The sequence below is a fragment of the bacterium genome, assembly GCA_019637795.1.
Lineage (GTDB): Bacteria > Desulfobacterota > Binatia > HRBIN30 > CADEER01 > JAHBUY01.
In genome coordinates, this window is record JAHBUY010000003.1 from 733,734 (window position 1) to 758,340 (window position 24,607).

Below are 24,607 nucleotides of genomic sequence, written 5' to 3' on the forward strand. Positions count from 1 at the left end.
TTCCGCCGCTTGCCGGAGCCCAGCCGACTGCGAAGGTATCATCGAGGAGGTCGTATGCACCCGGGTTTGTCCGTCGACTTCGCGCTCGCGCCGTTCCTGGTGATCTGGGAGACCACGCAGGCCTGCGATCTGTCCTGCACGCACTGCCGGGCCGCGGCGCAGCCGCTGCGACACCCGGCCGAGCTGAGCACCGCCGAGGGCGTGGCGCTGCTCGACGACGTCGCCGACATGGGCACCCCGGTCTGCATCCTCAGCGGCGGCGATCCCGTGAAGCGGCCGGATCTCCTGGAGCTGATCCGCCACGGCAAGCGGCGCGGGCTGCGCATGGGAACGATTCCGGCCGCGACGGCGCGGCTGACCGAGTCGCTGGTCGGCGACCTGCGGGGCGCCGGGCTCGACCAGATGGCGCTCAGCCTCGACTTCCCCCGCCGCGAGCTGCACGACGAGTTCCGCGGCGTGCCGGGCGCCTTCGCGCGCACCATGGAGGCGGTCGAGTGGGCGCATCGCGCCGGACTGCCGCTGCAGATCAACACCACGCTGTGCGGCCGCTCGGCGCCCTACCTGTCGGAGATGGCGGCGCTCGTCGAACGCCTGGGAATCGTCTTCTGGGAGGTGTTCTTCCTCGTGCCGATGGGCCGCGGCGAGCGCCTCGGCGGCCTGACGCCGGCGCAGTGCGAGGATCTGTTCGCCATCCTGCACCAGGTGCAGCGGCGGGCCGGGTTCGTGGTCAAGATCACGGAGGCGCCGCACTACCGCCGCTACGTCGCCCAGCGCGAGCACGCGAACGGCGAGCACCATCGCGCCGGCGCCGCGCTGCCGAGCCTGCTCCAGCGCTCCGAAGGACCCGGCCATACCGTCGGGCTGGCGACCCGCGGGGTCAACGCCGGCAACGGCTTCGCCTTCGTCGCCCACGACGGCACCGTCTTCCCCAGCGGCTTCCTGCCGCTCGCCGCGGGCAACGTCCGCGCGCAGCGCCTGTCCGCGATCTACCGCGACGCGCCGCTCTTCCGCGAGCTGCGCGATCCCGACCGGCTGCTCGGCCGCTGCGGGCGCTGCGAGTATCGCGGCATCTGCGGCGGCTCGCGCTCGCGCGCCTACGCGTTGACCGGCAACCACCTCGCCAGCGACCCCTGGTGCTCGTACCAACCGGCGTCGTAGCCGCAGCGAGTCGCCGGCGGGGCGGCGTCCGGCGCGCTCACCAGGGCTCGACCCAGGGGCGAAGGTCGATCTCGAACGTCCAGGCGCTGCGCGGCTGCTGGTGCAGGGCGAAGTAGGTCTCGGCGATGTCGTCGGGGCGGAGGAGGCCGTCGGCGGGGCGCGAGCGCGCCAGGTCGGGGAATCGCTCGCGAATCCACGGCATGTCGATCGGGCCGTCGATGACGACGTGGGCGACGTGGATGCCCTCCGGGCCGAGCTCGCGCGCCATGCTCTGGGCCAGCGCCCGCAGGGCGTGCTTGGCGCCGGCGAAGGCGGCGAACTGGGCGCGCCCGCGCAGGCTCGCCGTGGCGCCGGTGAAGAGGATGGTGCCGCGGCCGCGTGGCCCCATGCGGCGCGCCGCCTCGCGGCCGACCAGGAATCCCGACAGGCAGGCCATCTCCCAGACTTTGGTGAAGGTGCGCACCGTCATCTCGCGGATCGGGAACCAGACGTTGGCGCCGATGTTGTGCACCACCACGTCGATCGGCCCGACGTCGCGCTCGACGGCGTCGAAGAGGGCGATGACGTCGTCCTCCCTGCGGGCGTCGACGCCGAAGGCGGTCGCCGCGCCGCCGGCGGCCGTGATCGCCGCGCACAGGGGCGCCAGCTTGTCGCGGTCGCGGCGGACGACGCAGGCGTGGTAGCCGGCGCGGCCGAAGCGGCGGGCGATGGCGCCGCCGAGCCCGTCGCCGGCGCCGGCGATCAGGGCGACGCTCACGCGCGCAGCGCCTCCTCGACGAAATCGAGGCGATCGTTGCCCCAGAACATCTCGTCGCCGACGAAGAAGGTGGGCGCGCCGAAGGCGCCGCGCTCCACCGCCTCGTCGCCGTTCCGCTTCAGCAGCGCCTTCACCGCCGGGTCCCTGGCGCGCTCGAGCAGGCGCGCGGCGTCGAGCCCGGCGTCCTCGATGGCGGCGCGCAAGACCGCTTCGTCGGCGAGATTGCGGCCGTCCACCCAGACGGCGCGGAACATCGCGCGGTGGAAGTCGGCGAATCCCGGCACGTCGAGCGCCGCGACGGCGGCCCGCATCGCGCCCAGGGTGTTGACCGGAAAGTGCGGATTGGGATTGGCGGGCACGCCGTAGCGGCGCGCCCAGCGCTGGATCTCGGTGAACATGTAGCGGCCCTTGTTGGGCACACTGATCGGCGGCGCGTTCTTCGACGCCTGCATGACGCCGCCGAGGAAGAACGGGCGGTAGACGATCTCGGCGCCGGTGCGGTCGCGCAGCGCCGGCAACTGCGTATCGGCGAGATAGGCGAAGGGGCTGACGTAGTCGAAGAAGTATTCGAGGCGGGGCATCGGCGGAATCCTCGCGCTGGGGTGGGAATGGGGTGATCCCGAGGGCTGGCTCACTCGCAGCGCTCGACGCGGCAGAGCGTGTACTTGTGCATCGGACACCCGGTGAACGGATCGCGCTCGTCGCTGGCGGTGATCTCGTTGAGGTTCACGCCGATGGTCTCGAGCTCGCCGGTGCCGTCCTTCGGATAACGGGCGCCGAAACCGTTCGGGACCCAGACGTGGCCGGGCTGCAGGCGTTTGTCGATCGCGGCCGGCAGCTCGAGGGCGCCGCGTTTGGTGACCAGGCGGACGCGATCGCCGCCGGCGATGCCGAGCGCGGCGGCATCGGCGGGGCTGAGGTTGAGGGCGCAGTGCGGCCCGCGCCCCTTGCGCCAGGCCGGGTCGCGCTGAATGGTGTTCGCCGTCCACTGCGTGCGCAGGCCGGCGGCGAGGACGAGCGGGAACCGCGGATCGCGCGGCCGGTCGGTGCGCGCCGCGCGGCCGATCTCGTCCAGCATCGGCGGTGGCGCCAGGCGGATCTTCTTGTCGTCGAAGCCGATGATGTCGGCGAGACCGCGCTCGGGATCGACGCGGCCGATCTCCACCCCCTCGGGATGGACGAGAATGCGGCGGAAGATCTCGTGCGCGACGGCGAACGGGCCGCGCGGGCGCCACTCCTCGCCGAGCGTGCGCAGCAGCGACTCGAGGCGGACGAAGGCATTGGCGTGCACCTGCGCCCACACCGCCGTCAGGGCCGGCGACGGCAGATGCGGGCCGAGTGTGCGATAGCCCCAGAACAGCAGGTGCGCCTGGCTGCCGCCGGCGGCCTGCATGGCGGCGCCGAGATAGGCCGCGGCGCCCTCCGGTTCGAGCGCGCCGGCGGCGAGCGCCGTCAGCTCGGGCGGCGGCGGCGGCACCAGGCGCATGGCCTCGGCGAGGCGGACGTAGATCTCCGGCTCGGGCAGCGCCTCGGGCGGGCCGGGCACCACCGGCGGCCGGAGCTGCGCGTAGATCTGCGGGTAGCCCTTGGGGAATCCGGCGATCTCCCACTTCTCGTAGCCGACCGGGGTCGGCAGGACGTAGTCGGCGAGCTGCGCCGTCTCGGTCATCGCCGGCTCGATCACCACCAGGAGATCGAGCCGCTCGCGCGCCTCGCGCCAGCGCGCCGTGTCGGAGAACGAGAGCAGCGGATTGGCGCCCTCGACGATGAGCGCCCGCAGACGCTGCGGGTGATCGAGCAGCACCTCCTCCGGAACCAGCGACGGCGAGAACATCCCGTAGCCGCCGAGGGCGCTGATCGCGGGGATGCCGGAGGCGAGCGCGCGCTCCGGCTCGGCGTGTCGCTTCGGGCTGTGGTCGGGCGGCGAGAGCGCTTCGTAGAACACGTTGCCGCCGCGGCGGCCGGCGTTGCCGGTGATCACGGCGAGGACGTGGATCAGGTACGAGGTCAGGGTCGAGAAGAGATTGTGCTCGACGGCGAGGTCGAACATGATCGCCGCCGACTCCGCCTCCGCGTACTCGCGCGCCAGGCGCAGCAGCTCGGCGGGCGCGATGCCGGCGCGGCGCGCCATCTCGTCGATGTCGACCTGGGCCAGCGCCTGCCGCAGCGGCTCGAAGCCGACCGTCTGCTCGGCGACGACGCGCGCGTCGACCAATCCCTCGCTGGCGACGATCGCCGCCGCCATGCCGAGCAGCACGTAGGCGTCGGAGCCGGGCGTGATGCGCAGGTGGCGATCGGCGGTGCGCGTCGTCTCGGTGTCGCGTGGGTCGAGCACCACCACCGTCTGCCGGGGGTTGGCGGCGAGCGCCTTGAACGTCTCGGTGGCGTTGTGACCGCGGTTGGAGATCTTGGGGTTGGTGCCGAGCATGAGCAGGAAGCGCGTCTGCTCGATGTCGGGGTGGAAGAAGGTCGACGGCGGCGCGTCGAACATCCACTGATCGATCAGGAAGTGCTGCGTCTTCTCCTGCGCGAAGGCATTGAACCAGCGCTTGGAGCCGAGCGCGGTGAGAAAGGTGAGGCCGTACGGCGCGTCCATGTGATTCGCCTGGCCACCGATGCCGACCAGGCCGATGGCGCGCGGCGAGTGCGCCTCGCGGATGGCCCCGAGGCGGGCGGCGATCTCGGTGATCGCCTGCTCCCACGAGATGCGCGCGAAGCCGCCGTCGGGCTGGCGCTTCAACGGATGCTGGACGCGCTGCGCGTGCTCGACGTAGTGGCGAATCGAGAAGCCCTTGTTGCAGATGTAACCGTGCGTGATCGGATTCGACGCGTCGGCGCGCACGTCGGCGATCCGGCCGCCGGCGACGTCGACCCGCAGGCCGCAGTTGTGGCTGCACAGCACGCAGACCGTGGCGAGATCGGTGGCATCGGTGGGCAGCGGCGTTTTCGAGATCGATGGGTCGACGGCTCGGCTCGACATCTCGCTCCTCCAGAGGGTGGGGGCCTCGCTGGCCTCAGCGTCAGTTCCAGAACGGAACTAATTCGTTCTCTTTCAGAACGCAAGCACTTCGTGTAGTGAAGCAGGGGTGCGCTGGGACGAGATCAGAGGGATGCCGTGCTCGGTGGCGCGGACGCTGTCGGTGATCGGCGATCGCTGGACGCTTCTGATCCTGCGCGACGCGTTCCTGCGCACCCGTCGCTTCGAGGACTTCCAGCGCCAGCTCGGCGTCACCCGGCATCTGCTCGCCGACCGGCTGCGCAAGCTGGTCGAGGCCGGCATCCTCGAGAAGGTCCGCTACCAGGAGAAGCCGGCGCGCGACGAGTATCGGCTGACCGAGAAGGGTCTCGAGCTGCACCCGGTCATCGTCTCCCTGCTGCGCTGGGGCGATCGCTGGATGGCCGACGACGCCGGCCCGCCGCTGCGCCTGCGGCACAAGGCCTGCGGCCACGTCATGCACCCGACCCTGGTCTGCCCCGAATGCGGCGACCCGATCGGCCCCCGCGACCTGACGCCGGCGCTGCGCGAACGCTGAGCGTCGGCCACCGATCCCGAGCGAGCGTCGGGCGCCGGCCCGGGCATCGCATGCGCCGACCGCCGACGCGATTCTCGTCGCTCGCCCTCGCCTCGACTAGGCGGGACAACCGGGTGCGCTACAATCACCGCGGAGGTCGAGATGTCCTACGACGAGAGGAAGCACGACCTGCTCGAGCGGCGGCGCCGTCTGCTGCGGCAGGTGGCGCGGCTCGAGGACGATCTGCGGTGGCTCGACAGCGACGTCGAGCCGGAGCTGGTCGAGGCGGGACAGGACGAGATGCTGGCGCAGCTCGCGGCGCGGCTCGACCAGCACGACCGCGACGAGCTGACGGCCATCGAGACGGCCCTCGATCGCATCGAACGCCGCGAGGGCGACATCTGCCGGACCTGTCGGCAGCCGATACCCGAGGCGCGTCTCCGCGCCCTGCCGACCACCGACATCTGCGTCACCTGCGCCGCCGACCGCGAGGATCTGCGGCGCAACCGCTGACCGATGGAGTCGATCATGACCGTCGAGACCCTGGTACTCGTCGCCGACAGCGCCCGCGCCCGGCTCTTCGCCGCCCACCGCAGCCGCCCCTCCTGGGAGCTGCTCGAGGCCTTCGACCACCCGCGCGGCGCGGTGCACGATCGGGACATCCTCACCGATCGCCCCGGACGCGTCCATCAGAGCACCGCCGACGGCCGCCGCTCGGGCGCCGATCCCAAGACCTCGCCGCACGAGGTCGAGGCCGAGGTGTTCGCCCGGCAGCTCGCGGCGGCGCTCGCGGACGCGGTGACCGCCCGCCACCCGCAGCGCGTGGTGCTGGTCGCGCCGCCGCGCTTCCTCGGCCACCTGCGCGCCGTGCTCGACAAGCCGGTGAGCGCCCTGCTCGCGCCCGGCCGCGACGAGGATCTGTCGGCCGTCGCCGACCGCGATCTGCCCGGGCGCCTCGCCGACCTGCTGTAGCCGCCGCTCAGCGAACCAACGCCGCCGCGCGTTCGAAGCACCACAACGCGGCGAGCGACCCCATGGCATAGAGCGGCACCTGCAGCAGCCAGCGCGGCCAGGCGATGGGGAGCCGGCGCAACGCCGCGGCGCCGGCCAGCCAGACCGCGACGCACGCCAGCACGCCGCCGGCGACGCCGCCGTTGAAGGCGATCACCGCCAGCGGCACCTCGCCGGAGGGGAGGCCGCCGGTCTGCAGATCGGCGGCGAGCCCGAGGCCGTGCACGAGGCCGAACCCCCCGGCCATGAGGTACGGTCGCCGCTGCACCAGCGTCGGCCGCCGCCCCCGGTCGCGCGCCAGCTCCACCGCCAACCAGAAGACGCTGACGGCGATCGCCAGGGCGATGCCGCGCCCCCCCGGCACGGCGCCGAAGACCGCCGCCGGCAGGGCCAGGCTGACGCCGACCAGGAACGCGCCGACCGTCTCCCAGCGCAGGCGGCGCGTCCGCGCCAGCAGCAACAGCCCGGCGAGGAAGAAGAGATGGTCGAGGGCGCCGAGCACGGCGACGGCGCCGCGCCGCAGGAAGCGGCGCGCGATCGCCGGCGGCGCCGCGCGCGCCGGCACGGTCACGGTCGGCGTCGCGCCGCGCACCACCTCCTGCACGACGCGACCGTCGGCGAACGCGATGCGCACCAGGCCGTCGATGCGCGCGACGTCGAGACCGGCGATGCCGAGGCGCGCGCCGACGAGATCGCCGCAGGTGACGCGCCAGCGACGGACGAGCGCGTCGCCGTCCATCGCCGCCACCGGCGGGCCGAGCGCGCGACAGCTCGCGGGCAGCAGCGGCGCCGGTTCGCTGCCCGGCGCCTGCAGCGCCGAGATCTTGAACTGCACCTCGTACTGCCCGTCGGCCACTTCGCGCAGCTCGAGCAGCGCCGGCGCCAGGGCATGCGCGAAGGCGGGCGGCGCGCCCAGCAGCGCCGCCGCGCCGGCCGCGACCGCGAGGAGCCCCCGGTGGCGAATCGTCAGTCCTCGAAGCGCGGCCGCCGTTTCTGCCGGCGGGCGCTGATCGCCTCTTGCAGATTCTGCGTCGTCAGGCGCACCAGGAGCTGGTTGCGGTTCTCCAGGTCGATCGCCGCCTGCAGGCTGCCGGTCTCGAGATTCGCCCACAGCACCCGCTTGGTCATGGCGACGCCGTGCGGGCTCCAGCCGCAGATCTGCGCCGCGAGCTCGAGCGCGGCATCGCCCAGCGCGTCGTCGGGGAGCACTCGCGACACCATGCCGATCCGCTCCGCTTCCGCGGCGTCCACCTCGCGGCCGCTGAGGATGACGTCCCAGGCGCGCGCGGCGCCGACCAGACGGGGCAGCAGCCAGCTCACGCCCAGCTCGGTGCCGGTCAGGCCGTTGGTGATGCCGGCGCTGCGGAAGCGCGCCGAGGCCGCGGCCAGCCGGATGTCGGCGCCGAGCATCAGGCACATGCCGCCGCCGTAGGCGGCGCCGTTCACCGCCGCGATGATCGGCTGCGGGATGGCGCGCATCGCCGGCACGACGTTCGACATGAGCTCCATGGCGCGGATGGCGATGCGCGACATCGGCAGGCCGTCGCAGTCCGGCGGCACTCCGTGATCCTCGAGGTCCAGCCCCGAGCAGAACCCGCGGCCGGCGCCGGTCAGCACCACCACCCAGGTGTCGTTGTCCACCGCCACCGCGCGCAGCGCGTCGTACAGCGGCCCGACCGTGTCGAAGGACAAGGCATTCATCCGCTCCGGACGGTTCAGGGTGATGCGACTGACGTGCGGCCGCGGCCGATCGACGAGGACGTAGGACACGCCGTTGCCATCGCGGGAAGGCCGCGGCGAAGTCAATCGCCGGGGGCGTCGAACGACGGCGCCCCTGGCGTCCCTCCGGGAGCGGGCGGCGCCCCTGAGCAAACGCCGGCCGGGCCGGGAAACCCCCTCGCACGAGGGCCGGCGGCGTGGCAGGGTGACCCCATGACGGGGTGCGCGCACGGCCGTCTCGTGGTCCTCGTGGGCACGGCGTGTCTGGCCGCGTTGGCGCTCGGCTGCAGCAGCCGCGCCGGCGGACCGTCGATGCGCGAGGCGCTGCAGCGCGAGGCTCCGTCGACGATGCCGCTGCGCGAGGTGACCTCGGACGACGGGCAGGTGCGCCTGCAGGTGGAAGCGGCCAGCCAGCCGCGCGTCGCGCGCCAGCCGGACGACGGCAGCGGCACCGCCTCGTACGAGATCGACGTGCCGATCGGCACCGAAACGCCGATCCGCTGCTGGCTCACCGCGCGCCCGGTGGCGATCGGCTCGACCCTCGGCGCGCTGGCCTCGAGCAAGCTCTTCCCCGACACCTCGCAGCAGGAGATCAGCGGCATCGACGCCTCGGTGGTCGGCGACCGCCCGTATCTGCTGGTCGACGTGATGGGGCTGGCGAAGCAGGACGGCAGCGACGCGTTCTACCAGGGGAAGCTGTTCGCGGCGCCGGTCGGCGTCGGCGCCCTGCGCTGCGTCCACGTCGGCGTCGGCTATCGCGCCACCGTGCAGCGGGTGCTCAGCGGCCTGCTGGCCTCGCTGCGCTTCGCGCCGGTGACCGACGAGGAGCAGCCGGAGTATCTCGAGGTCTACCTGGCGCGCGTCGGCGCGATGCACTGCGGCTTCGGCGATCTCCGCGCCTACCGCCAGGACGACGGCGGCTGGCTGTCGCTGCAGCGCACGGTGGTGATCGGTCCGCGCTCGCGCAACGAGGTCGTCGGGCTCGATCAGGTGCGCCTGACGGTAGCCGATGCGGCGGGGCGCATCACCGCCGCCTCGGCGGACGCGATCCGCGGCGGCGAGACCCTGCACTCGCTCGAGCTGACGCGCGCCGCCGACGGCACCTACGCGATCGCCGGCGAGGTCGGCGGCCAGGCGCTCGACGGCACGCTGCGCGCCGGCGAACCGCTGCGCGACGACCTCGCCATCGCCCGCCTGATCGCCAAGAAGCCGGGCGGCGGCACGCTGTCGCTGCCGAAGTGGGAGCCCGACGTCGCGCCGCTCGAGCCGGTGGAGGCGACGATGCGCTGCCTGCCGCGCGACGACGCCGCCGAGCAGCGCTGCGAGATGTCGTTCGGCCAGTCGACGGTGCAGGCGACCCTCGACGCCGCCGGCATGCCGCGGCGCGCGTCGATTCCCACCGGCGGCGTCGTCGTCGACGTCGAACGCGCCGTCACCCGCGGGTCCTTCTGATTCCCCGGCGAGCCGGCGGGGCTCGCCTACAGGATGTCGAGGACCTTCTCCGAGGGGCGGGCGATGACCGCGCGCTCCCCGTGGATGATCACCGGCCGTTCCATCAATTCGGGGTGAGCGAGCAGCAGGTCGATGACCGCCTCGCGGCTGGTATGGGCGGCGGCGTCCAGGCCGAGCTCGGCGAAGCGCTTGTCCTTGCGCACCAGCGCCGCCGGCGGATCGGGCAGCAACGCCAGGATGCGTTCGAAGGTGGCGCGGTCCAGCGGTTGCTTCAGGTACTCGACGACGTCGCAGGGCACGGCGCGCTGGCGCAGAATCTCGAGGGCGCCGCGCGACTTGCCGCAGGCGGGATTGTGGTAGATCGTCACGCGCTCCATGCGTCGCCCCTAGACCAAGCGCCGGCGCGCCGCAACGCGCCATGGCGGGCGCGGCTTGCACCGGCGGCGACGGCGTCACTATGGTCGCGGCGATGGCGCGCCAGCCCCCCGACGGCCCCGACCAGATCCGCGGCAGCGTCTGGCTGGTGACCGCGGCGCTGGCCCTGGTCGCGCTGGCCATCCTCCTCCTGGCGCGGCCGCCGCTCGGCGCCCGCGACGCCGCGGGGCGCGATCGTCCCGCAGCGGCCGCGCCGACCGGCGCCGGCGCGCCCGCGGGCGGCAGACGTCCAGCGTCCGATCCCGCCGACGACCGGCGACCGGCGCGCCCCGTACCGCGCGGCAATCCCGCGCCGCCGCCGCGCGCCGCCACCGACACCGAGACCGCGCCGCCGCCGGCGCGCGCCGGGGCACCGGACGGCAGCGGCGCCGACGGCGGCGCGGAGCCGAGCGGCATCGCCCTCTTTCCACCGCCCGGCACCAACCCGCCCAAGCCCGGCCTCATCGTGCCCGACGACTTCGCGCTGCCGCCGGGGTACGTCCGCCACCATCAGGTCACGGACGACGGCACGCCGCTGCCACCCATCCTGATGTTCAACCCCGACTTCGACTGGGTCGACGCCGCCGGCCGCGCGATCGAGCTGCCCGCCGATCTCGTCGTGCCGCCGGAGCTGGCGCCCCCCGGGATGCCGCGGCAGCGGCTCGAGATCCCGCCCACGCACGTCGACCTGATCGAAGCGCCGCCTCCCGGCGCCGAGTTCGAGCCGGCCGATCCCGATCGCTGACCCCGCGTGCTGCGCGTTGCCCGCACGGTGGGCGCCGCCACGGCGAGCGCGGTCGCCTTCGCGCTCTACGCGCGCGTCGCCTGGCCGTGGTTCCTGCTCGGCTGGATCGGGCTGATCCCCTGGCTCGCGGCGCTCGACGCGTTGCGCAGCCGCCGCGGCGCGCTCGCCGCCGGGTGGCTGATGAGCGTCGCCTTCAGCCTCGGCGTGTTCTGGTGGTTCATCGCCGCGATTGCCGGCTACGCGAACGCGCCCTGGGGCGTCGGACTGGCGGTGGTCCTGCTCACCGCGCCGCTGCTGCAGCCGCAGTTCATCGTCCACGCCCTGGCGCGCCACCTGGCGCAGCGGCGCGGCGCCGCGCGCTGGCACGTCGCGGCGCTGGCGGCCTGCGCGTATGTCGGCGCCGAATGGGCGCTGCCGAAGCTCTTCGCCGACACCCTCGGCCACGGCTTTCTCGCCGCCGACCATCTGCGGCAGGCCGCCGACGCGGTCGGCGCCGCCGGCCTCACCTTCGTCCTGCTGCTCGCCAACGAAGCGCTGCTCGCCGCCTGGCGACGGCGCGGCTCGCGCGCCGCCCTGACACCGCTGGCAGGGATCGCGCTGCTGACCGCCGGCCTCTGGGGCTATGGCGCGCTGCGGCTGGCGCAGCTCGCGGACGACGCCGGCACGCCCCTGCGCGCCGGCATCGTGCAGGCGGACCTCAGCCACTACGACCGCCTGGCGGCCGAGATCGGCACCTACGACGCGGTGCGCCTGATCCTCGAGGCGCACGAGTCGCTGTCGGCGCAACTGATGGCGGAGGCGCGGCCGGACCTGCTGGTGTGGCCGGAGACCGTCTATCCGACGACGTTCGGCGCCCCGAAGAGCGCCGACGGCGCCGCCTTCGACGAGGAGATCGCCGACGCGGTGCGACGCTTCGGCGTCCCACTGGTCTTCGGCTCGTACGACGTCGAGCACGGCCGCGAGTACAACGCCGCCTTCGTGCTCGAGCCCGGGGACGCGCCTGGCGCCAACCCGACCTACCGCAAGGCGCAGCTCTTCCCGTTCACCGAACGCGTCCCCGCCTGGCTCGACCATGCGGCGGTCCGCGCCGCCCTGCCCTGGCTCGGCACCTGGCGGCCGGGCCGCGGCGACCCCGTGCTGCCGCTGCGCCTCGCCGACGGCCGGACGCTGCGGATCGCGCCGCAGATCTGTTACGACGCCGTCAATCCGCTGCTGGCGCTCGGCGCCGCCCGCGCCGGCGCCGAGCTGCTGGTGACGCTGTCGAACGACTCCTGGTTCGCCAGCGGCGGCGGACCGCGGCTCCACCTGGTGGTGTCGGCGTTCCGCAGCATCGAGACCCGGCTCTGGCAGGTGCGCGCCACCAACACCGGCATCTCGGCGGTCGTCAGCCCGAGCGGCGAGCTCCGCGATCAGCTCGGCGTCGGCGAGCGCGGCACGATCGCCGCCACGGTGGTGGCGCGGCCGAGCCCGGGGTCGCCGATGCTCGCCTGGGGCGACTGGTTCGGCGCCGCGGCGCTGCTCGCCGCGGCCGCCCTGGCGGCGGCCCTCTTCGCTCGCCGAGCCGCCGGCGCGCCAGCGCCCACATCGCAGTTGACCACCGCCGGGGGGCGGTGGTAGCGCGCGTCCAAATCGGCCGCGCTCATGCGGCCCATTCACAATGGGGGGAGCCATGGTTCGTGAGCTCAGGAGGCACGTGGCACGTGCGCTGCTCACGGTGCCCGCCGCCGCGCTCGCCTGGGGGAGCGTCGCCGCAGCCAGCACCATCACGCAGAACACGTCATGGACGATCGACCGCCCGGGCACGTCGACGACGTATCGCGTCGTCGCCTACGGCGACTCGATCTACGCCGGCTATCGCGGCTCGTTGTCGAGCGTCGCCAAGCGCGCCGCGCCGTGGGTCGACGGCGAATACCTGTCGCAGAAATGGGGCACCGACGTCGAGGTCATCCGCCGCACCAAGTCGGGCGCCAAGGCCGACGACATCTACAACAACAAGATCGTTTCCGAGCGCTCGTACATGCAGGCGAGCAACACCCGGGTGGTGACCTTCGAGATGTGCGGCAACGACTTCCTGCAGGCGCGCTCGAGCTTCGCCGGCCAGAGCGGCACCTGCAACTACGGCGTCCTCGACAGCGCGCTCTCCACCTGCACGACCTACCAGCAGCTCGCGATGCAGGCGATCAACCAGTACGCGCCGGCGGCGGCGGTGAAGGTGGTCTCGAACATCTACTACCCGGGCTACAACGCCGACAACGCGCTCAGCGGCTGCAACGATCCGAGTACCGGGCAGAAGATCAACAAGCAGACCAAATTCCTGCCCTACCTGGCGCGCAGCAACTGGCGGGCGTGCAACTTCGCCAACACGTACGGCTTCAAGTGCGCCGACTCGTTCGCCCAGTACATGGGCGCCGACTACGATGCGAACGGCGACGGCCAGGTCGACGCGGAGGCCCTGCGCTACGTGCAGGGCGAGTCGGAGGACGCGTACGTGACCCGCATCAGCAATACGCTGCGCGCCACGATCCGCGATGCGAACACGCACTTCGTCACCGCCAGCACCAGCTACGACTACCTGCAGTCGGACGACACCCACCCGACGTACAGCGGCGGCACGATCTACGTCGGCCTGCTCGGCGGCACCGGCAGCGGCTCGGGCGCGCCGGACTACACGACCCAGATCGTCGGCGGCAAGAACCCGATCTGGAACCAGCTCGGCCACGAGCGCATGGGCTGGGCCCTGTCGGCGTTCAACGCCGCGGCGCCCTGACGCGCGGCCATCGCGACGAAGCGGGGGCACGGCGCGCGCCGTGCCCCTTTCTTTTGTGACACGCTGGCGAGGCGGGCCCGGCGTCCACCTCGCCGCCGATCGATCACGTGCGCGGGCGGCGCGATCTGGTATCGTGGCGGGCCATGGCCGCCTCCGCCCGTTCCCGCCGCACGATCGCCCTGGGGTTGGCGGTTCTGCTGCTGGCCGGCGCCGCCTGGGCCTACTGGCGCCGCGGCAACGACGACGCCGGGATCGCCTACGTCACGGCGACCGTCGAGCGCGGGCCGGTGACGGCGCTGGTCACCGCCACCGGCCAGGTCAATCCGGTCACCACCGTGCAGGTCGGCACCTACGTGTCGGGGCCGATCCAGGCGATCGACGTCGACTTCAACTCGCCGGTCCGCAAGGGGCAGCGGGTGGCGAAGATCGACCCGGCGCCGTTCCAGGTGAAGGTGCAGCGGGCCGAGGCCAACCTGGCGACGGCGCAGGCGCGGGTGGCGCAGACGAAGGCCGACCTCGAGCTCAAGGCGACCAACCTCCAGCGCGCCCGCCGACTGCTCGGCACCAATGTCGTGGCGCAGAGCGAGCTCGACGAAGCGCACAGCGCGCACGCGCAGGCGGTGGCGCGCGTCGCGCTCGAGCAGGCGGGCGTGCGCCAGGCGCAGGCCGAGTTGGAGGAGGCGCGCATCAACCTCGCCTACACGGACATCACCTCGCCGGTGGACGGCGTCGTGGTGTCGCGCAGCGTCGACGTCGGCCAGACCGTCGCCGCGAGCTTCCAGACGCCCACCCTGTTCCTCATCGCCCGCAACCTGACCGAGATGCAGGTGAACGCGGCGGTGAGCGAATCGGACATCGGCGCCGTGCGCGACGGGCAGCCGGTGATCTTCACGGTCGATGCCTATCCCGGGCGCGACTTCCACGGCCGCGTCACCCAGGTGCGCAACGCGCCGACGTCGGTGCAGAACGTGGTCACCTACGACGTGGTGATCGGCGTCGACAATGCCGACCTGGCGCTCAAGCCGGGCATGACGGCGACGGTGCGGATCGAGACGGCGCACGTCGCGGACGCGCTGCGCCTGCCGCTGCGGGCGCTGACGTTCACGCCGCCGGGCGAGGGCGAGCGGCGGCGCGGCGACGGCGTCTGGCGGCTCGACGCCGGCCGCGCCCTGGCGTGGGTGCCGGTGCGGACCGGCGTGCGCGACGACACCCACGTCGCGATCGCGGAGGGCGACCTGGCGCCCGGCGACGTCGTCGCCCTGGCGCTCGACCGGGCGGTCGGCCCGCGCGAGGGCCCGCGCATCCCCGGCGTGCCGCGCTACCGCTGATGGCCGAGCCGCTGGTCGCGCTGCGCGACGTCTGGAAGATCTACGCCCTCGGCGATCTCGAGGTGGCGGCGCTGCGCGGCGTCGATCTGGACATCGGGGCCGGCGAGCTCGTCGCCATCATGGGGGCGTCCGGCTCGGGCAAATCGACGCTGATGAACCTGCTCGGCTGTCTCGACCGGCCGACCCGTGGCCAGGTGCGCCTCGCCGGCATCGACACCGGCACCCTCTCCGCCGACCAGCGCGCCGCGCTCCGCAACCGCCGCATCGGCTTCGTCTTCCAGAGCTTCAACCTGCTGCCGCGCACCAGCGCGCTGGAGAACGTCGAGCTGCCGCTGGTCTACGGCGACCTGCCGCTCGCCGAGCAGCGGCCGCGGGCGCTCGCCGCGCTCGCCGCCGTCGGCCTGGCGGAGCGCGCCCACCACCTGCCGAACCAGCTCTCCGGCGGCCAGCAGCAGCGGGTCGCCATCGCCCGCGCCCTGGTGAACCAGCCCTCGCTGCTGCTCGCCGACGAGCCGACCGGCAATCTCGACACCCAGACCACCACCGAGATCATGCGCCTGGTCGCCCGCCTGCACCGCGAACAGGCGCTCACCGTGATCCTGGTCACCCACGAAGCCGAGGTCGCCGAATGGGCGGAGCGGGTGATCACCTTCCGCGACGGCGCGATCGTCAGCGACGTGGGCCAGAAGCGCCCACCACGAGGACACGGAGACCCCGAGAGGGCCGAGTGGTCGTGACGCGCATCGACCCCGCGCTGCGCGCATGCCGCGCGCGGCGGCGCCGTGCCTGCGCGGCGAGGCGCGTGCACCCATGAAGCTGCTGCGCATGACCACGGTCGCGGCGCTGCGGGCGCTGCGCCGCAACCCGTTGCGGTCGACGTTGACGACGCTCGGCATCGTCATCGGGGTCGCGGCGGTGATCGCCATGGTCAGCATCGGGCGCGGCGCCGACACGGCGGTGCAGACGCAGATCCAGAGTCTGGGGACGAATCTGCTGATGGTGGTGCCTGGCGCGACCACCGCCGCCGGCGTGCGCTCGGGCTGGGGCGGAGCGTCGACGCTCACGGTCGCCGACGCCGAGGCGCTGCGCGCCCACGTGCCAGCGCTCGCGGCGGTCTCCTACTTCCGGCGCGACATCGCGCAGGTGGTGGCGGGCGACAGGAACTGGTCGACCGCCGTCCAGGGCGCGCCGCCGTCGTACTTCGCCGTGCGCCCATGGGCCATCGCGTCGGGCGTCGGTTACGACGATCGCGACGAGGCGGCGGCGCACCGCGTCGCGCTGGTCGGCCGCACCGTGATCGACCAGCTCTTCGGCCCCGGCCAGGAGCCGATCGGCGCCATGCTTCGCATCCGCAACGTGCCCTTCCGCATCGTCGGCATTCTCGAACCGGTCGGACAGACGATGTGGGGCCAGGACCAGGACGACGTCGTGTTCGTCCCCTTTCGCACCGCCGAGCGACGGGTTCTCGGCAGCGCGCTGGTCGGCACGGTCGACATGATCCAGGCGAGCGCCGCCACGGCGGAGGACATGGACGAGGCGCGCGCCCAGATCGCCTCGGTGCTGCGGCAGCGGCATCGCATCCCCCCCGACGCGGAGGACGACTTCACCGTCCGCAGCCTGGAGGAGTTCGCGCGCGCCTCGCGGATGGCGGGCCAGGTGATGAACAACCTGCTGCTCGCCGTCGCCTCGATCTCGCTGCTGGTCGGCGGCATCGGCATCATGAACATCCTGCTCGTCTCGGTCACCGAACGGACGCGCGAGATCGGCATCCGCATGGCCGTCGGCGCCAAGGCGCGCCACATCCTGCTGCAGTTCCTCGTCGAGGCGGTGGCGCTGGCCGCGGTCGGCGGCGTGCTCGGCGTCGCGCTCGGCGTCGGCGCCGCGGCGCTGATCGGCACGCTTGCCGGCTGGCCGGTGCTGCTGGCGCCGGACGCCATCGCCGGCGCCCTGCTCTTCGCCGCCGTCGTCGGCGTGTTCTTCGGCTTCTACCCGGCACGCAAGGCGTCGCGCCTCGACCCGATCGTCGCGCTGCGCTGGGAGTGACGCCGGCGCCGGAGACCCGATTGACGGCGCCGGACCGCCCTGCAACAAAGCTCGGGCCGCGCCCGCCGCGCGGCGGAGCGGAGGAGACGATGCACGACGCGAGGTGGAGCAGCCGAGTCCTGAGAGGCGCCGCGCTGGCCGTGACCCTGCTGCTGGGGATGCCGGCCGCCGCCGACGAGCCGCCGCCGCTGCGCATCGGCATGGCGCCGAACTACCCGCCCCTGGCGTTCAAATCGGACGGGCAGCTCAAGGGCATCGAGGTGGACTTCGCCAAGCGCCTCGGCGGCGCTCTCGGCCGCAAGATCGAGATCGTCCAACTCGAGTGGGAGAAGCTGGGCCCGGCCCTGGAGAAGAAGAAGATCGACATGGTGATGTCGGGCACGTCGATCACCGAGGAGCGCAAGCAGAAGGTCAACTTCACCGACCCGTACCTGACGGTCGGCCAGATGGTGATCGTGCGCGCCGCCGACTACCCCGCGCTGCGCGACCCCAAGGCGATGGACCGCCCGAAGTCGCGCGTCGGATACGTGTCGCGCACCACCGGCGAGCAGTGGGCGCGGGCGCACCTCAAGAAGGCGAAGCTGCACGGCTACACCAACACCGACGAGGGCGTGGCGGCGCTCGAGGACGATCAGATCGACTTCTTCATCCAGGACGCGCCAGCGGTGTGGCGGGTGACCGGCGGCATCATGAACGCGCACCCGAAGCTCAAGGGCATCTACCGACCGCTGACCACCGAGCAACTCGCCTGGGCGGTGCCGAAGGACAACCCGGAGCTGCTGGCGCAGCTCAACACGGTGCTGGCGCAGTGGAAGAAGGACGGCACGCTCGACGACGTGATCGACGACTGGATCACGGTCAAGAAGACCTCGATCGAGGTGAAGCCGCAGTAACGATCCCCCCGCGGGTCGCCGGCATCACGGCGCGGGCGTCAGCGCGCGCACTTCGTCCACGGTCAGCCAGGCCGTGCTGCCCTTGCGGATGTTGACGAAGGCCAGCTCCGGGAGGCTGAAGAGGGCGCCGCGGGCGCCGGCCCGCAGGCGTTCGCCGCGGTCCGCTGGCCAGGTGAGGAGTCCGAGCAGCGCGTTGGCGCTCGCGACCGCGAGGTTGGCGCCGCCGAACAGCGGCCGCGCCGCGACCGCGTCGTCGGTGAAGAAGAGGAAGGTGGAATCGGTCGGCCCCGGCCGATAGTCGGCGGCGCCGAACACCGTGCGCTCGGCCAGCCACGTCGCCAGCGTCGGGGCGTCGCGCAGCCGGCGGTCCCGGGCCTGCTGGTGGTACGACGGCCACGTGTCGCGGGCGACGACCCGCGGGCTGTCGTCGACCGCCGCGGCGGCGACGAACGGGATCGCGTTCCAGGGCCGGCGCGGCACGGCGCTACCCAGCGTCGCCCGCTGCGCCGCGAGGCGGTCGCCGGCGACGCCGCTCGCCGACTCGGCCACCGCGAAGAGCTCGGTGACGCAGTTGCGGGTGACGAGCTGGTAGCCGCGCCAGCCGCGCACCGCGTCGCGATAGGCGGCCGCCGCCGCGACGGCCACGGCGCGGCGGCGCGCGGCCTCCGCCGGCGGCGGCAGCGCGACGACCAGATCGCGGCGCAGCGCCGGGCGCGCCGGCAGCAGCGGGTCGGGCGCGACGCGCGCTGGTCGCGCCGCGGCGCGCGCCGCGGCCACGTCGGCGGCGCGGTTGGCGGCGGTCTCGAGGCGGGTGTAGCTCGCCTCGCCGCAGCGCGCGGCGCCGAGACAGGAGCGCCGCCGCTGGCTCAGCGCCACGGCACCGTGGTCGGCCAGCGCGGCGAAGTAGGCGTCGCGCTGCCCGCCGGCCGGCAGCGGTGGCTGCGCCGCATCGGACGGCCAGCCGTCGAGCACCAGCAGGCGGCCGTCGGCGAGCGAGCGCTCGACGGCGACGAGGCGCGCCAGACCGAGGAGCATCGTCCACCCCCAATCGGGCCGGCTCGAGAACGGCACCGCGGCGAGCGCCGCCGCGCTGTCCGACGCATACGCGCGCAGGGCCTCGCGCTCGGCCGTCGACAGAGGGTCGGGAGCGGCGACCAGCGCGTCGCGGCGGAGCGCCGGCGCCGCCAGCAGGACCTCGAGGGCGGTGATCTGTTCGAGCAGCTCGCCGAATCGCGTCGCCGCGGTCGGCGGGCCGACATCCAGCGCGCCGGCGGGCGGCGGCGAAGCGGGGAGCAGCGGCAGCGCGGCGAGCGCGGCGCGCAGCGCCGACAGGCGGGCGGTCAGGGCGGCGACGCCGACGCGCTCGCGCAGCGCGACGAGCGCGGGCGACACCCCGGCCGCGTCGCCGCCGGCGGCGAAGCCGTCGGGCAGGAAGTAGCCGGCGGCGCGCACCGGCCAGGCGGCGGCCGCCGGCGCCTCGGCGGCGAGGTCGAACAGGCGGACGTCGTCGGCGAGCGCCGCCGCGCGCCGGCGCTCGCTCTCCTCGATCAGCAGCCGCTCGGCGAACGCGGCGCGCACCCGCTCGGCGGCGGCATCGTCGGCGGCGAGGCGGATCAGGTGCACCGGCCGGTTCTGCAGCAGCGTGTAGCGCAGCCGGAACACCGGCCGCGGATCGCGGCGCAGCGCGAGCACGCCGCCGTCGTCCTGCTGGAAGTGGTAGACGTCGTCGCCGATGCCGAGCGCGACGTGGCCGCCGCTCGAGCCGCCCTCGTTGGCCTCGACGTAGAGGTAGTCCAGCGCCGCGCCGCCCGCCGGCCGTGCCGCCCCGAGCAGCGCGACCAGCGCGGCGGCGGCGACCGCCCCGCGGCGCATGGCTACTTGGCCTGGTCCCACCCCTTCTGCATCGACGACGCCTTGGCGCTGTCGCCGCCCGCCAGGTTGGTCTGCCAGACCGTGAACTGCTCGGCGGTGACGCCGCCGACGCGCAGGCCGGCGCCGATGCCGACGTAGGTGTCCTGGTCGTCCTCCCAGTTGGTGACGTCGTGCCGGGCCGCGATCGAATCGAGGCCACGGGTGAAGTTCTCGAACTGGCCGCCCGACTTCACGTACGCCGAGGTATAGTCGCGCACCTCGTTGCGATACGACTCGCGGTCCTTCGACCCCGAGCTCTCGGAGCTGCCGGACGAGCTCGCCACCGACGCGGAGCTCGATTCGAACGAGCTCTTGACGCTCTCGGAGATGGAGCAGCCGACCAGCAACAGGGCGACGGTGGCGAGCAGGACAGGACGCAGTGGCCGCATGGCGATATCCTCCGGGCGGCACGCTACGCGAGTGGCGGGCAGGGTCAAGCCATCGTCTCGCCCGGGCGACGCCGCCGCCGGTTCCGGGCGCCCTGCGCTTGCAACAGGCGGAGGCACCGGGTTACGCGACAGGAATGGGGAAGCAGATCCTGCAGGTGCTGTGCATGGCGGCGCTGGTGGCGGCGCTCGGGACGCGCGCCGCGTCGGCCATCGTGGCGTGTCCCGGCGATTGCGACGGCGATCGGACGGTGGCCGTCGACGAGCTCATTCGCGGCGTCAGCATCGCGTTGGGCGAGAACGCGCTCGCGAGCTGTCCGGCCGCGGACGCCAACGGCGACGGCGACGTGATGGTCAGCGACCTGGTCAGCGGCCTCGGCGCGGCTCTCGACGCCTGCCCGGCGCCCTACCCGCGCGACGACAGCCTGCGGCTCAACCAGATGCAGGTGCTGGGCAGCCACAACAGCTACCACGTGCAGTCGCCGCCGCCGCTCTTCGACGCGGTCGCGGCGTTCCTCCAGGTGCTGGCGGACAGTCTCGAGTACTCGCATCCGCCGCTCCCCGAGCAGTTCGACGACCAGGGCATCCGCCAGATCGAGCTCGATGTCTTCGCCGACCCGCAGGGCGGCCTGTACGCGCATCCGCTCGGCCTGGCGCTGGTCAGCGGCGATCCCAACCTGCGCATCCCCGAGCTCGAGGCCCCCGGGCTGAAGGTGCTGCACGTCCAGGACATCGACTACTACACGAACTGCCAGACCTTCATCGAATGCCTGACCCAGGTGCGGCGCTGGTCCGAAGCGCATCCGCTGCACGCGCCGTTGATGATCCAGGTCGAGGCGAAGGACGACGTGCTCCCCGCCAACCTCGGCTTCGACTTCGTCGTGCCGGTGCCCTTCGGCCCCGACGAGATGGACGCCATCGACTACGAGATCCGCTCCGTGTTCCCGCCCGAGTCGCTGATCACGCCCGACGACGTCCGCGGCGCGCGCGCCACCCTGCGCGAGGCGCTCGAACAGGACGGCTGGCCGACGCTCGGCGCGGCCCGCGGCCGGGTGCTGTTCACCCTCGACAACGAGGGCGCGGCGAAGCGGTACTACCTGGACGGCCACCCTTCGCTGCGCGGACGGGTGATGTTCACCAGCTCGGCGCCGCCCGCCGACGAGGCAGGCTTCGTCAAGCTCAACGACCCGCTCGCCGACTTCGCCCGCATCCAGGAGCTGGTCGCGGCCGGCTACATCGTGCGCACGCGCGCCGACGCCGACACCGTGCAGGCGCGCACCGGCGACACGACGCAGCGCGACGCCGCGATCACCAGCGGCGCCCAGTTCGTCAGCACCGACTACCCCGTACCCGATCCGCGTTTCGGCACCGGCTATTTCGTCGCCATCCCCGGCGGCATGCCGGCCCGCTGCAACCCGATCAGCGCGCCGGTGGAGTGCGCGGCGTCAGACATCGAGTAATGGGTGCGCGGGGCGGGGCGCAGCCTGGACCGGCTGCGCCCCGCCCCGCCTGACTCCGTCACGCCGCCGGCGTCAGGCGGCGTGACGCGCGCCCTCGGGGCGGAAGCGCCCGAGCTTCTGCGCCATCTGGCGGTTGTGGAAGATCACGTCTTCCATCGCCGTGTGCGCCGACTTCACGGCCCCGTCGGCGAGCGCCGCGTTGCAGCGGCGGAGGGCGTCGTGCTGCTGCGTCACGTGGGCGCTGAGGCTCTCCATGAGGTCGTCGCGGTCGAGCGGTCCGGCGCCGCCGCGCCGGTTGTCGACCAGCAGGGCGAACACCATCGCGGCGCCGAGCAGGAAGGGCACGCGCAGCAGCAGGCTGGACTGCAAGGGCGGCGCGTCGCCGGTGAGCCAGCTCACCGCCAGCGACGCCAGGGCCAGGCCGATGGTCACGCCGGCGATGGTGCCCACCGACAGGCCGGCGATCGCCAACACCAGCACCCCGAGACAGAGCAGCAGGAGCTCGACGGAGAGCTGTCCCGCCACCCACAGCGAGGCGGCGATGAAGCAACTGTCGAGCACCGCCAGCCCGACCTTCAGGCCCTGCGAGTACGGCTGCTGGGCGCGGCCCACCGCCAGGTTCGACGCGAGATACGCGGCGATGAGCAGCGGGCCGAGCCAGGTCGGCACCTCGGCGCCGCCGCCGCTGCGCCCCATCAACATGAGGTAGGCGCAGGTGAGGATCAGTGCCCAACGCACGGTGACGATCGCGTTGGCGTTCGGACCGTGGACCACTGCTGCGGACGTGTTCTGAGGCATGCGAACCTCCCCTGTTACCCGCACGCCCCCAAGCGCGACGGGTAGAGATTTGTCCGCCACGTTCTGCAAGGCCGATGCCGTCACGGCCGGCATCGCCCCGCTCGCGCCACCCGTACGAGTCACACGGAGGCTGGTACGGCAGGTGCTGTCGGCATCGCGCGGCGCGGACGAAAAGCGGCGTCGCGCCGCCATGCCAGCGGCAGTCCCGCGTCGCTTCGGAGCGCGGATGCTGTGCGGGGAGCGTGGGCGGCTCGCCGGCGGGCGATGGGTCAGGCGCGGGGGCGTTTCAGCATTCGCCGCAGGGCGGCGACGCAGGCGGCGGCGTCGGCGACCGCGGTGATCGTCGCCGAGCGCCGCGCGTCGACGCCGCGGCGCGCCAGCGCCTCGGCCCAACCGCCGCTGCCTGCGACGACCAGGATCGGCCGGCCATGGATCCAGGCGAAGGCGATCTCCGACAGCGTTCCGGCGCCGCCGCCGACGGCGACCACGACGTCGCCGGCGAGCGCGGTGATGGCGTTGCGCGCGTGCCCCAGCCCGGTGGGGATGACGACCGAGCACCAGCGGTTGCCCTCCGCGAAGCTGGGGGACGGCACGATACCGACGACGCAGCCGCCGGCACGGCGGGCGCCGCGGCTGGCGGCCGCCATGACGCCGCCGCGGCCGCCGGTGATCAACGTGGCGCCGAGATCGGCGATCGCGGCGCCGATGGCCTCGGCGGCGCGCAACGTCGGACGCGGCGCGCGCGCATCGCCGATCACCACCACCTGCGGCGGGCGGGTCATGGACAGCCGCTGAGCGCCAGGCCGACTGCGACCACCAGCTCGTCGATGCTCACGCGCTGGTCGCCGTTGCGGTCGAAGGCGCCGCAGGTGGCGAGGCCGCGCGGATCCTGGGCGATCAGCACGCCGATGATGAGCTCGTTGACGACGATGATACCGTCGCCGCTGCAGTCGCCGACGCAATAGACGAAGCGGGTCGGCGTCAGCGACGGCAGGCTGGTGCGGGTCGGCGTCCGCGACGGGCTGCGGCTCGCCGTGCCGGTCGGCGTCGGGCCGGTGGGGGTCGCGCTCGCCGTCGCGGTGGCGGTGGACGTGGGCGTGCGCGTGCGGGTCGCCGTCGGTGGCGTCACCGTGGTGACCGGCGTGAACGTGCGGATCGGGGTGAAGGTCTGGATCGGGGTGAAGGTCTGGAACGGCGTGAACGTGCGGTACGGGGTGGGGGACTCGATCGGGGTGAACGTGGGCTGCGCCGCCGCCAGGGTGGGGGCGAGGAGAGCCAGGAGGGCGATCAGGCGCTGGGCGCTCCGCATAGCGTCGGAAATAGGCCGCTTCGGCTGCTCATGCCAGCGCAAGTTACGGGTCCGGGCGCCGGGGCGGCGCGGGATGGCCGTGACGTGACCGTCCGGTGCATAGTGCGGGCAGAGAGGAGCACGGAATGCCCTACGACGACCTGCGGTGCGTGCGGGTGGCGATCCGCGATGGGGTGGCGACGGCGACGATCGATCACCCGCCGCTCAACCTGCTCGACCTGACGTTGATCGGCGAGCTCGACGCACTCGGCCGCGCCATCGCCGCCGACCAGTCGGTGCGGGTGCTGGTGCTGCGCAGCGCCAATCCCGACTTCTTCATCGCCCACGCCGACGTGACGCTGATCCAACGGCTGCCGACCACGCCGCCCCCGGCGCCGACCGAGCTGGGGCCGTTCCACCAGATGGTGGACCGTTTCCGCACCATGCCGCAGGCCACCATCGGCGTCGTCGAGGGGATCGCGCGCGGCGGCGGCAGCGAGCTGCTGCTGTCGCTCGACATGCGCTTCGCGGCGCTCGGCCGCGCCCGCCTGGCGCAACCGGAAGTGGCGCTCGGCATCATCCCCGGCGGCAGCGGCACGCAGCGCCTGCCGCGCCTGGTCGGGCGGGCGCGGGCGTTGGAGATCATTCTCGGCTGCGACGACGTGCCGGCCGATGTCGCCGAACGCTGGGGCTACGTGAACCGCGCCCTGCCGGCGGACGAGCTGTGGCCGTTCGTGGAGCGGCTGGCGACCCGCATCGCATCGTTCCCGGCGGCCGCCATCGCGCTCGCCAAGGAAGCGGTGAACGCCGCCGATACCGGCGTGCTCGCCGGCCTGCTGATCGAGGCCGACTGCTTCAACCGCTCGCTGGCGACCCCCGACGCCCAGGAGCGAATGCGCCGCTTCATGGCCGCCGGGGGCCAGACGGTCGACGTCGAGAAGGGCGGATTGTTCTGACCCGGAGGG

General features: G+C 73.3%; 25 protein-coding genes. 14 read left to right on the forward strand and 11 right to left on the reverse strand.

Features of this window, described 5'->3' with window-relative positions; translation table 11 throughout:
* Positions 1 to 54 precede the first annotated feature (54 nt).
* Positions 55 to 1,158 carry a TIGR04053 family radical SAM/SPASM domain-containing protein gene (locus tag KF840_13105; protein ID MBX3025839.1) on the forward strand — a complete coding sequence of 368 codons (1,104 nt, stop codon included), beginning with the start codon at positions 55 to 57 and terminating at the stop codon, positions 1,156 to 1,158.
* A gap of 37 nt (positions 1,159 to 1,195) precedes the next feature.
* On the opposite strand, the gene KF840_13110 is transcribed toward KF840_13105, so the two are convergent.
* The 3 genes from KF840_13110 to KF840_13120 are packed head-to-tail and all read right to left on the reverse strand — an operon-like array spanning position 1,196 to position 4,895.
* Complete coding sequence (locus KF840_13110; protein ID MBX3025840.1) at positions 1,196 to 1,915, reverse strand: SDR family NAD(P)-dependent oxidoreductase; 720 nt, start codon at positions 1,913 to 1,915, stop codon at positions 1,196 to 1,198.
* A complete protein-coding gene (locus KF840_13115; protein ID MBX3025841.1) occupies positions 1,912 to 2,496 on the reverse strand; it encodes a 2-hydroxychromene-2-carboxylate isomerase in 585 nt (194 codons plus the stop codon). Before KF840_13115 ends, KF840_13110 begins: the two co-directional genes overlap by 4 nt.
* Before the next feature lie 50 nt (positions 2,497 to 2,546).
* Entirely contained in the window at positions 2,547 to 4,895 is a 2,349-nt protein-coding gene (locus tag KF840_13120) for a molybdopterin-dependent oxidoreductase (protein MBX3025842.1), read from the reverse strand.
* A gap of 106 nt (positions 4,896 to 5,001) precedes the next feature.
* On the opposite strand from KF840_13120, the gene KF840_13125 reads away from it, so the two are divergent.
* The 3 genes from KF840_13125 (at position 5,002) to KF840_13135 (ending at position 6,399) form a co-directional block, all read left to right on the forward strand.
* Positions 5,002 to 5,448, forward strand: coding sequence for a helix-turn-helix transcriptional regulator (locus tag KF840_13125; GenBank protein MBX3025843.1), 447 nt, complete (start codon positions 5,002 to 5,004; stop codon positions 5,446 to 5,448).
* A gap of 141 nt (positions 5,449 to 5,589) precedes the next feature.
* Positions 5,590 to 5,940, forward strand: coding sequence for a TraR/DksA C4-type zinc finger protein (locus tag KF840_13130; protein ID MBX3025844.1), 351 nt, complete (start codon positions 5,590 to 5,592; stop codon positions 5,938 to 5,940).
* Positions 5,941 to 5,955: 15 nt separating this feature from the next.
* Positions 5,956 to 6,399 carry a host attachment protein gene (locus tag KF840_13135; protein MBX3025845.1) on the forward strand — a complete coding sequence of 148 codons (444 nt, stop codon included), beginning with the start codon at positions 5,956 to 5,958 and terminating at the stop codon, positions 6,397 to 6,399.
* A gap of 7 nt (positions 6,400 to 6,406) precedes the next feature.
* Here the strand turns inward: KF840_13135 and KF840_13140 are convergent, their stop codons facing one another.
* Positions 6,407 to 7,294: a HupE/UreJ family protein gene (locus KF840_13140; protein ID MBX3025846.1), complete on the reverse strand. Its 888-nt coding sequence runs from the start codon at positions 7,292 to 7,294 to the stop codon at positions 6,407 to 6,409.
* A gap of 110 nt (positions 7,295 to 7,404) precedes the next feature.
* The gene (locus KF840_13145; GenBank protein ID MBX3025847.1) at positions 7,405 to 8,208 is read right to left on the reverse strand and encodes an enoyl-CoA hydratase/isomerase family protein; all 804 of its coding nucleotides are present in this window, start codon (positions 8,206 to 8,208) and stop codon (positions 7,405 to 7,407) included.
* A gap of 162 nt (positions 8,209 to 8,370) precedes the next feature.
* Here KF840_13145 and KF840_13150 point away from each other — a divergent pair, with 162 nt between their 5' ends.
* Positions 8,371 to 9,609, forward strand: coding sequence for a hypothetical protein (locus KF840_13150; GenBank protein ID MBX3025848.1), 1,239 nt, complete (start codon positions 8,371 to 8,373; stop codon positions 9,607 to 9,609).
* A gap of 26 nt (positions 9,610 to 9,635) precedes the next feature.
* Here the strand turns inward: KF840_13150 and arsC are convergent, their stop codons facing one another.
* Entirely contained in the window at positions 9,636 to 9,986 is a 351-nt protein-coding gene (arsC, locus tag KF840_13155; protein MBX3025849.1) for an arsenate reductase (glutaredoxin), read from the reverse strand.
* Positions 9,987 to 10,027: 41 nt separating this feature from the next.
* Between arsC and KF840_13160 the strand changes: the two genes are divergently transcribed.
* The 7 genes from KF840_13160 (at position 10,028) to KF840_13190 (ending at position 17,799) form a co-directional block, all read left to right on the forward strand.
* Positions 10,028 to 10,768 carry a hypothetical protein gene (locus KF840_13160; protein ID MBX3025850.1) on the forward strand — a complete coding sequence of 247 codons (741 nt, stop codon included), beginning with the start codon at positions 10,028 to 10,030 and terminating at the stop codon, positions 10,766 to 10,768.
* A 6-nt stretch (positions 10,769 to 10,774) separates the two neighbouring features.
* Positions 10,775 to 12,385, forward strand: coding sequence for an apolipoprotein N-acyltransferase (lnt, locus tag KF840_13165; protein MBX3025851.1), 1,611 nt, complete (start codon positions 10,775 to 10,777; stop codon positions 12,383 to 12,385).
* A gap of 52 nt (positions 12,386 to 12,437) precedes the next feature.
* Positions 12,438 to 13,535, forward strand: coding sequence for an SGNH/GDSL hydrolase family protein (locus tag KF840_13170; protein ID MBX3025852.1), 1,098 nt, complete (start codon positions 12,438 to 12,440; stop codon positions 13,533 to 13,535).
* A 143-nt stretch (positions 13,536 to 13,678) separates the two neighbouring features.
* Positions 13,679 to 14,863, forward strand: a complete 1,185-nt coding sequence (locus KF840_13175) for an efflux RND transporter periplasmic adaptor subunit (protein ID MBX3025853.1) — start codon at positions 13,679 to 13,681, stop codon at positions 14,861 to 14,863.
* 11 nt (positions 14,864 to 14,874) lie between these two features.
* Positions 14,875 to 15,600: an ABC transporter ATP-binding protein gene (locus KF840_13180; GenBank protein MBX3025854.1), complete on the forward strand. Its 726-nt coding sequence runs from the start codon at positions 14,875 to 14,877 to the stop codon at positions 15,598 to 15,600.
* A gap of 73 nt (positions 15,601 to 15,673) precedes the next feature.
* Positions 15,674 to 16,906: an ABC transporter permease gene (locus KF840_13185; GenBank protein MBX3025855.1), complete on the forward strand. Its 1,233-nt coding sequence runs from the start codon at positions 15,674 to 15,676 to the stop codon at positions 16,904 to 16,906.
* Between the two features lie 89 nt (positions 16,907 to 16,995).
* Positions 16,996 to 17,799, forward strand: coding sequence for a transporter substrate-binding domain-containing protein (locus KF840_13190; GenBank protein MBX3025856.1), 804 nt, complete (start codon positions 16,996 to 16,998; stop codon positions 17,797 to 17,799).
* Positions 17,800 to 17,823: 24 nt separating this feature from the next.
* On the opposite strand, the gene KF840_13195 is transcribed toward KF840_13190, so the two are convergent.
* Complete coding sequence (locus KF840_13195) at positions 17,824 to 19,671, reverse strand: hypothetical protein (GenBank protein MBX3025857.1); 1,848 nt, start codon at positions 19,669 to 19,671, stop codon at positions 17,824 to 17,826.
* Between the two features lie 2 nt (positions 19,672 to 19,673).
* Positions 19,674 to 20,099, reverse strand: a complete 426-nt coding sequence (locus KF840_13200; GenBank protein ID MBX3025858.1) for a putative lipoprotein — start codon at positions 20,097 to 20,099, stop codon at positions 19,674 to 19,676.
* Between the two features lie 347 nt (positions 20,100 to 20,446).
* Here KF840_13200 and KF840_13205 point away from each other — a divergent pair, with 347 nt between their 5' ends.
* On the forward strand, positions 20,447 to 21,556 hold the full coding sequence (locus tag KF840_13205) for a phosphatidylinositol-specific phospholipase C1-like protein (GenBank protein ID MBX3025859.1): 1,110 nt from the start codon (positions 20,447 to 20,449) through the stop codon (positions 21,554 to 21,556).
* A 72-nt stretch (positions 21,557 to 21,628) separates the two neighbouring features.
* On the opposite strand, the gene KF840_13210 is transcribed toward KF840_13205, so the two are convergent.
* The 3 genes from KF840_13210 to KF840_13220 all read right to left on the reverse strand — a co-directional run bounded on the left by KF840_13210 (position 21,629) and on the right by KF840_13220 (position 23,663).
* Positions 21,629 to 22,354: a hypothetical protein gene (locus KF840_13210; GenBank protein ID MBX3025860.1), complete on the reverse strand. Its 726-nt coding sequence runs from the start codon at positions 22,352 to 22,354 to the stop codon at positions 21,629 to 21,631.
* A gap of 269 nt (positions 22,355 to 22,623) precedes the next feature.
* Positions 22,624 to 23,136: a TIGR00725 family protein gene (locus KF840_13215; GenBank protein MBX3025861.1), complete on the reverse strand. Its 513-nt coding sequence runs from the start codon at positions 23,134 to 23,136 to the stop codon at positions 22,624 to 22,626.
* Positions 23,133 to 23,663, reverse strand: a complete 531-nt coding sequence (locus KF840_13220; GenBank protein MBX3025862.1) for a hypothetical protein — start codon at positions 23,661 to 23,663, stop codon at positions 23,133 to 23,135. The genes KF840_13215 and KF840_13220 overlap by 4 nt, the downstream gene beginning before the upstream one ends.
* A 125-nt stretch (positions 23,664 to 23,788) precedes the next feature.
* Between KF840_13220 and KF840_13225 the strand changes: the two genes are divergently transcribed.
* Positions 23,789 to 24,598, forward strand: coding sequence for an enoyl-CoA hydratase/isomerase family protein (locus KF840_13225; GenBank protein ID MBX3025863.1), 810 nt, complete (start codon positions 23,789 to 23,791; stop codon positions 24,596 to 24,598).
* The last annotated feature ends 9 nt before the right edge of the window (positions 24,599 to 24,607 follow it).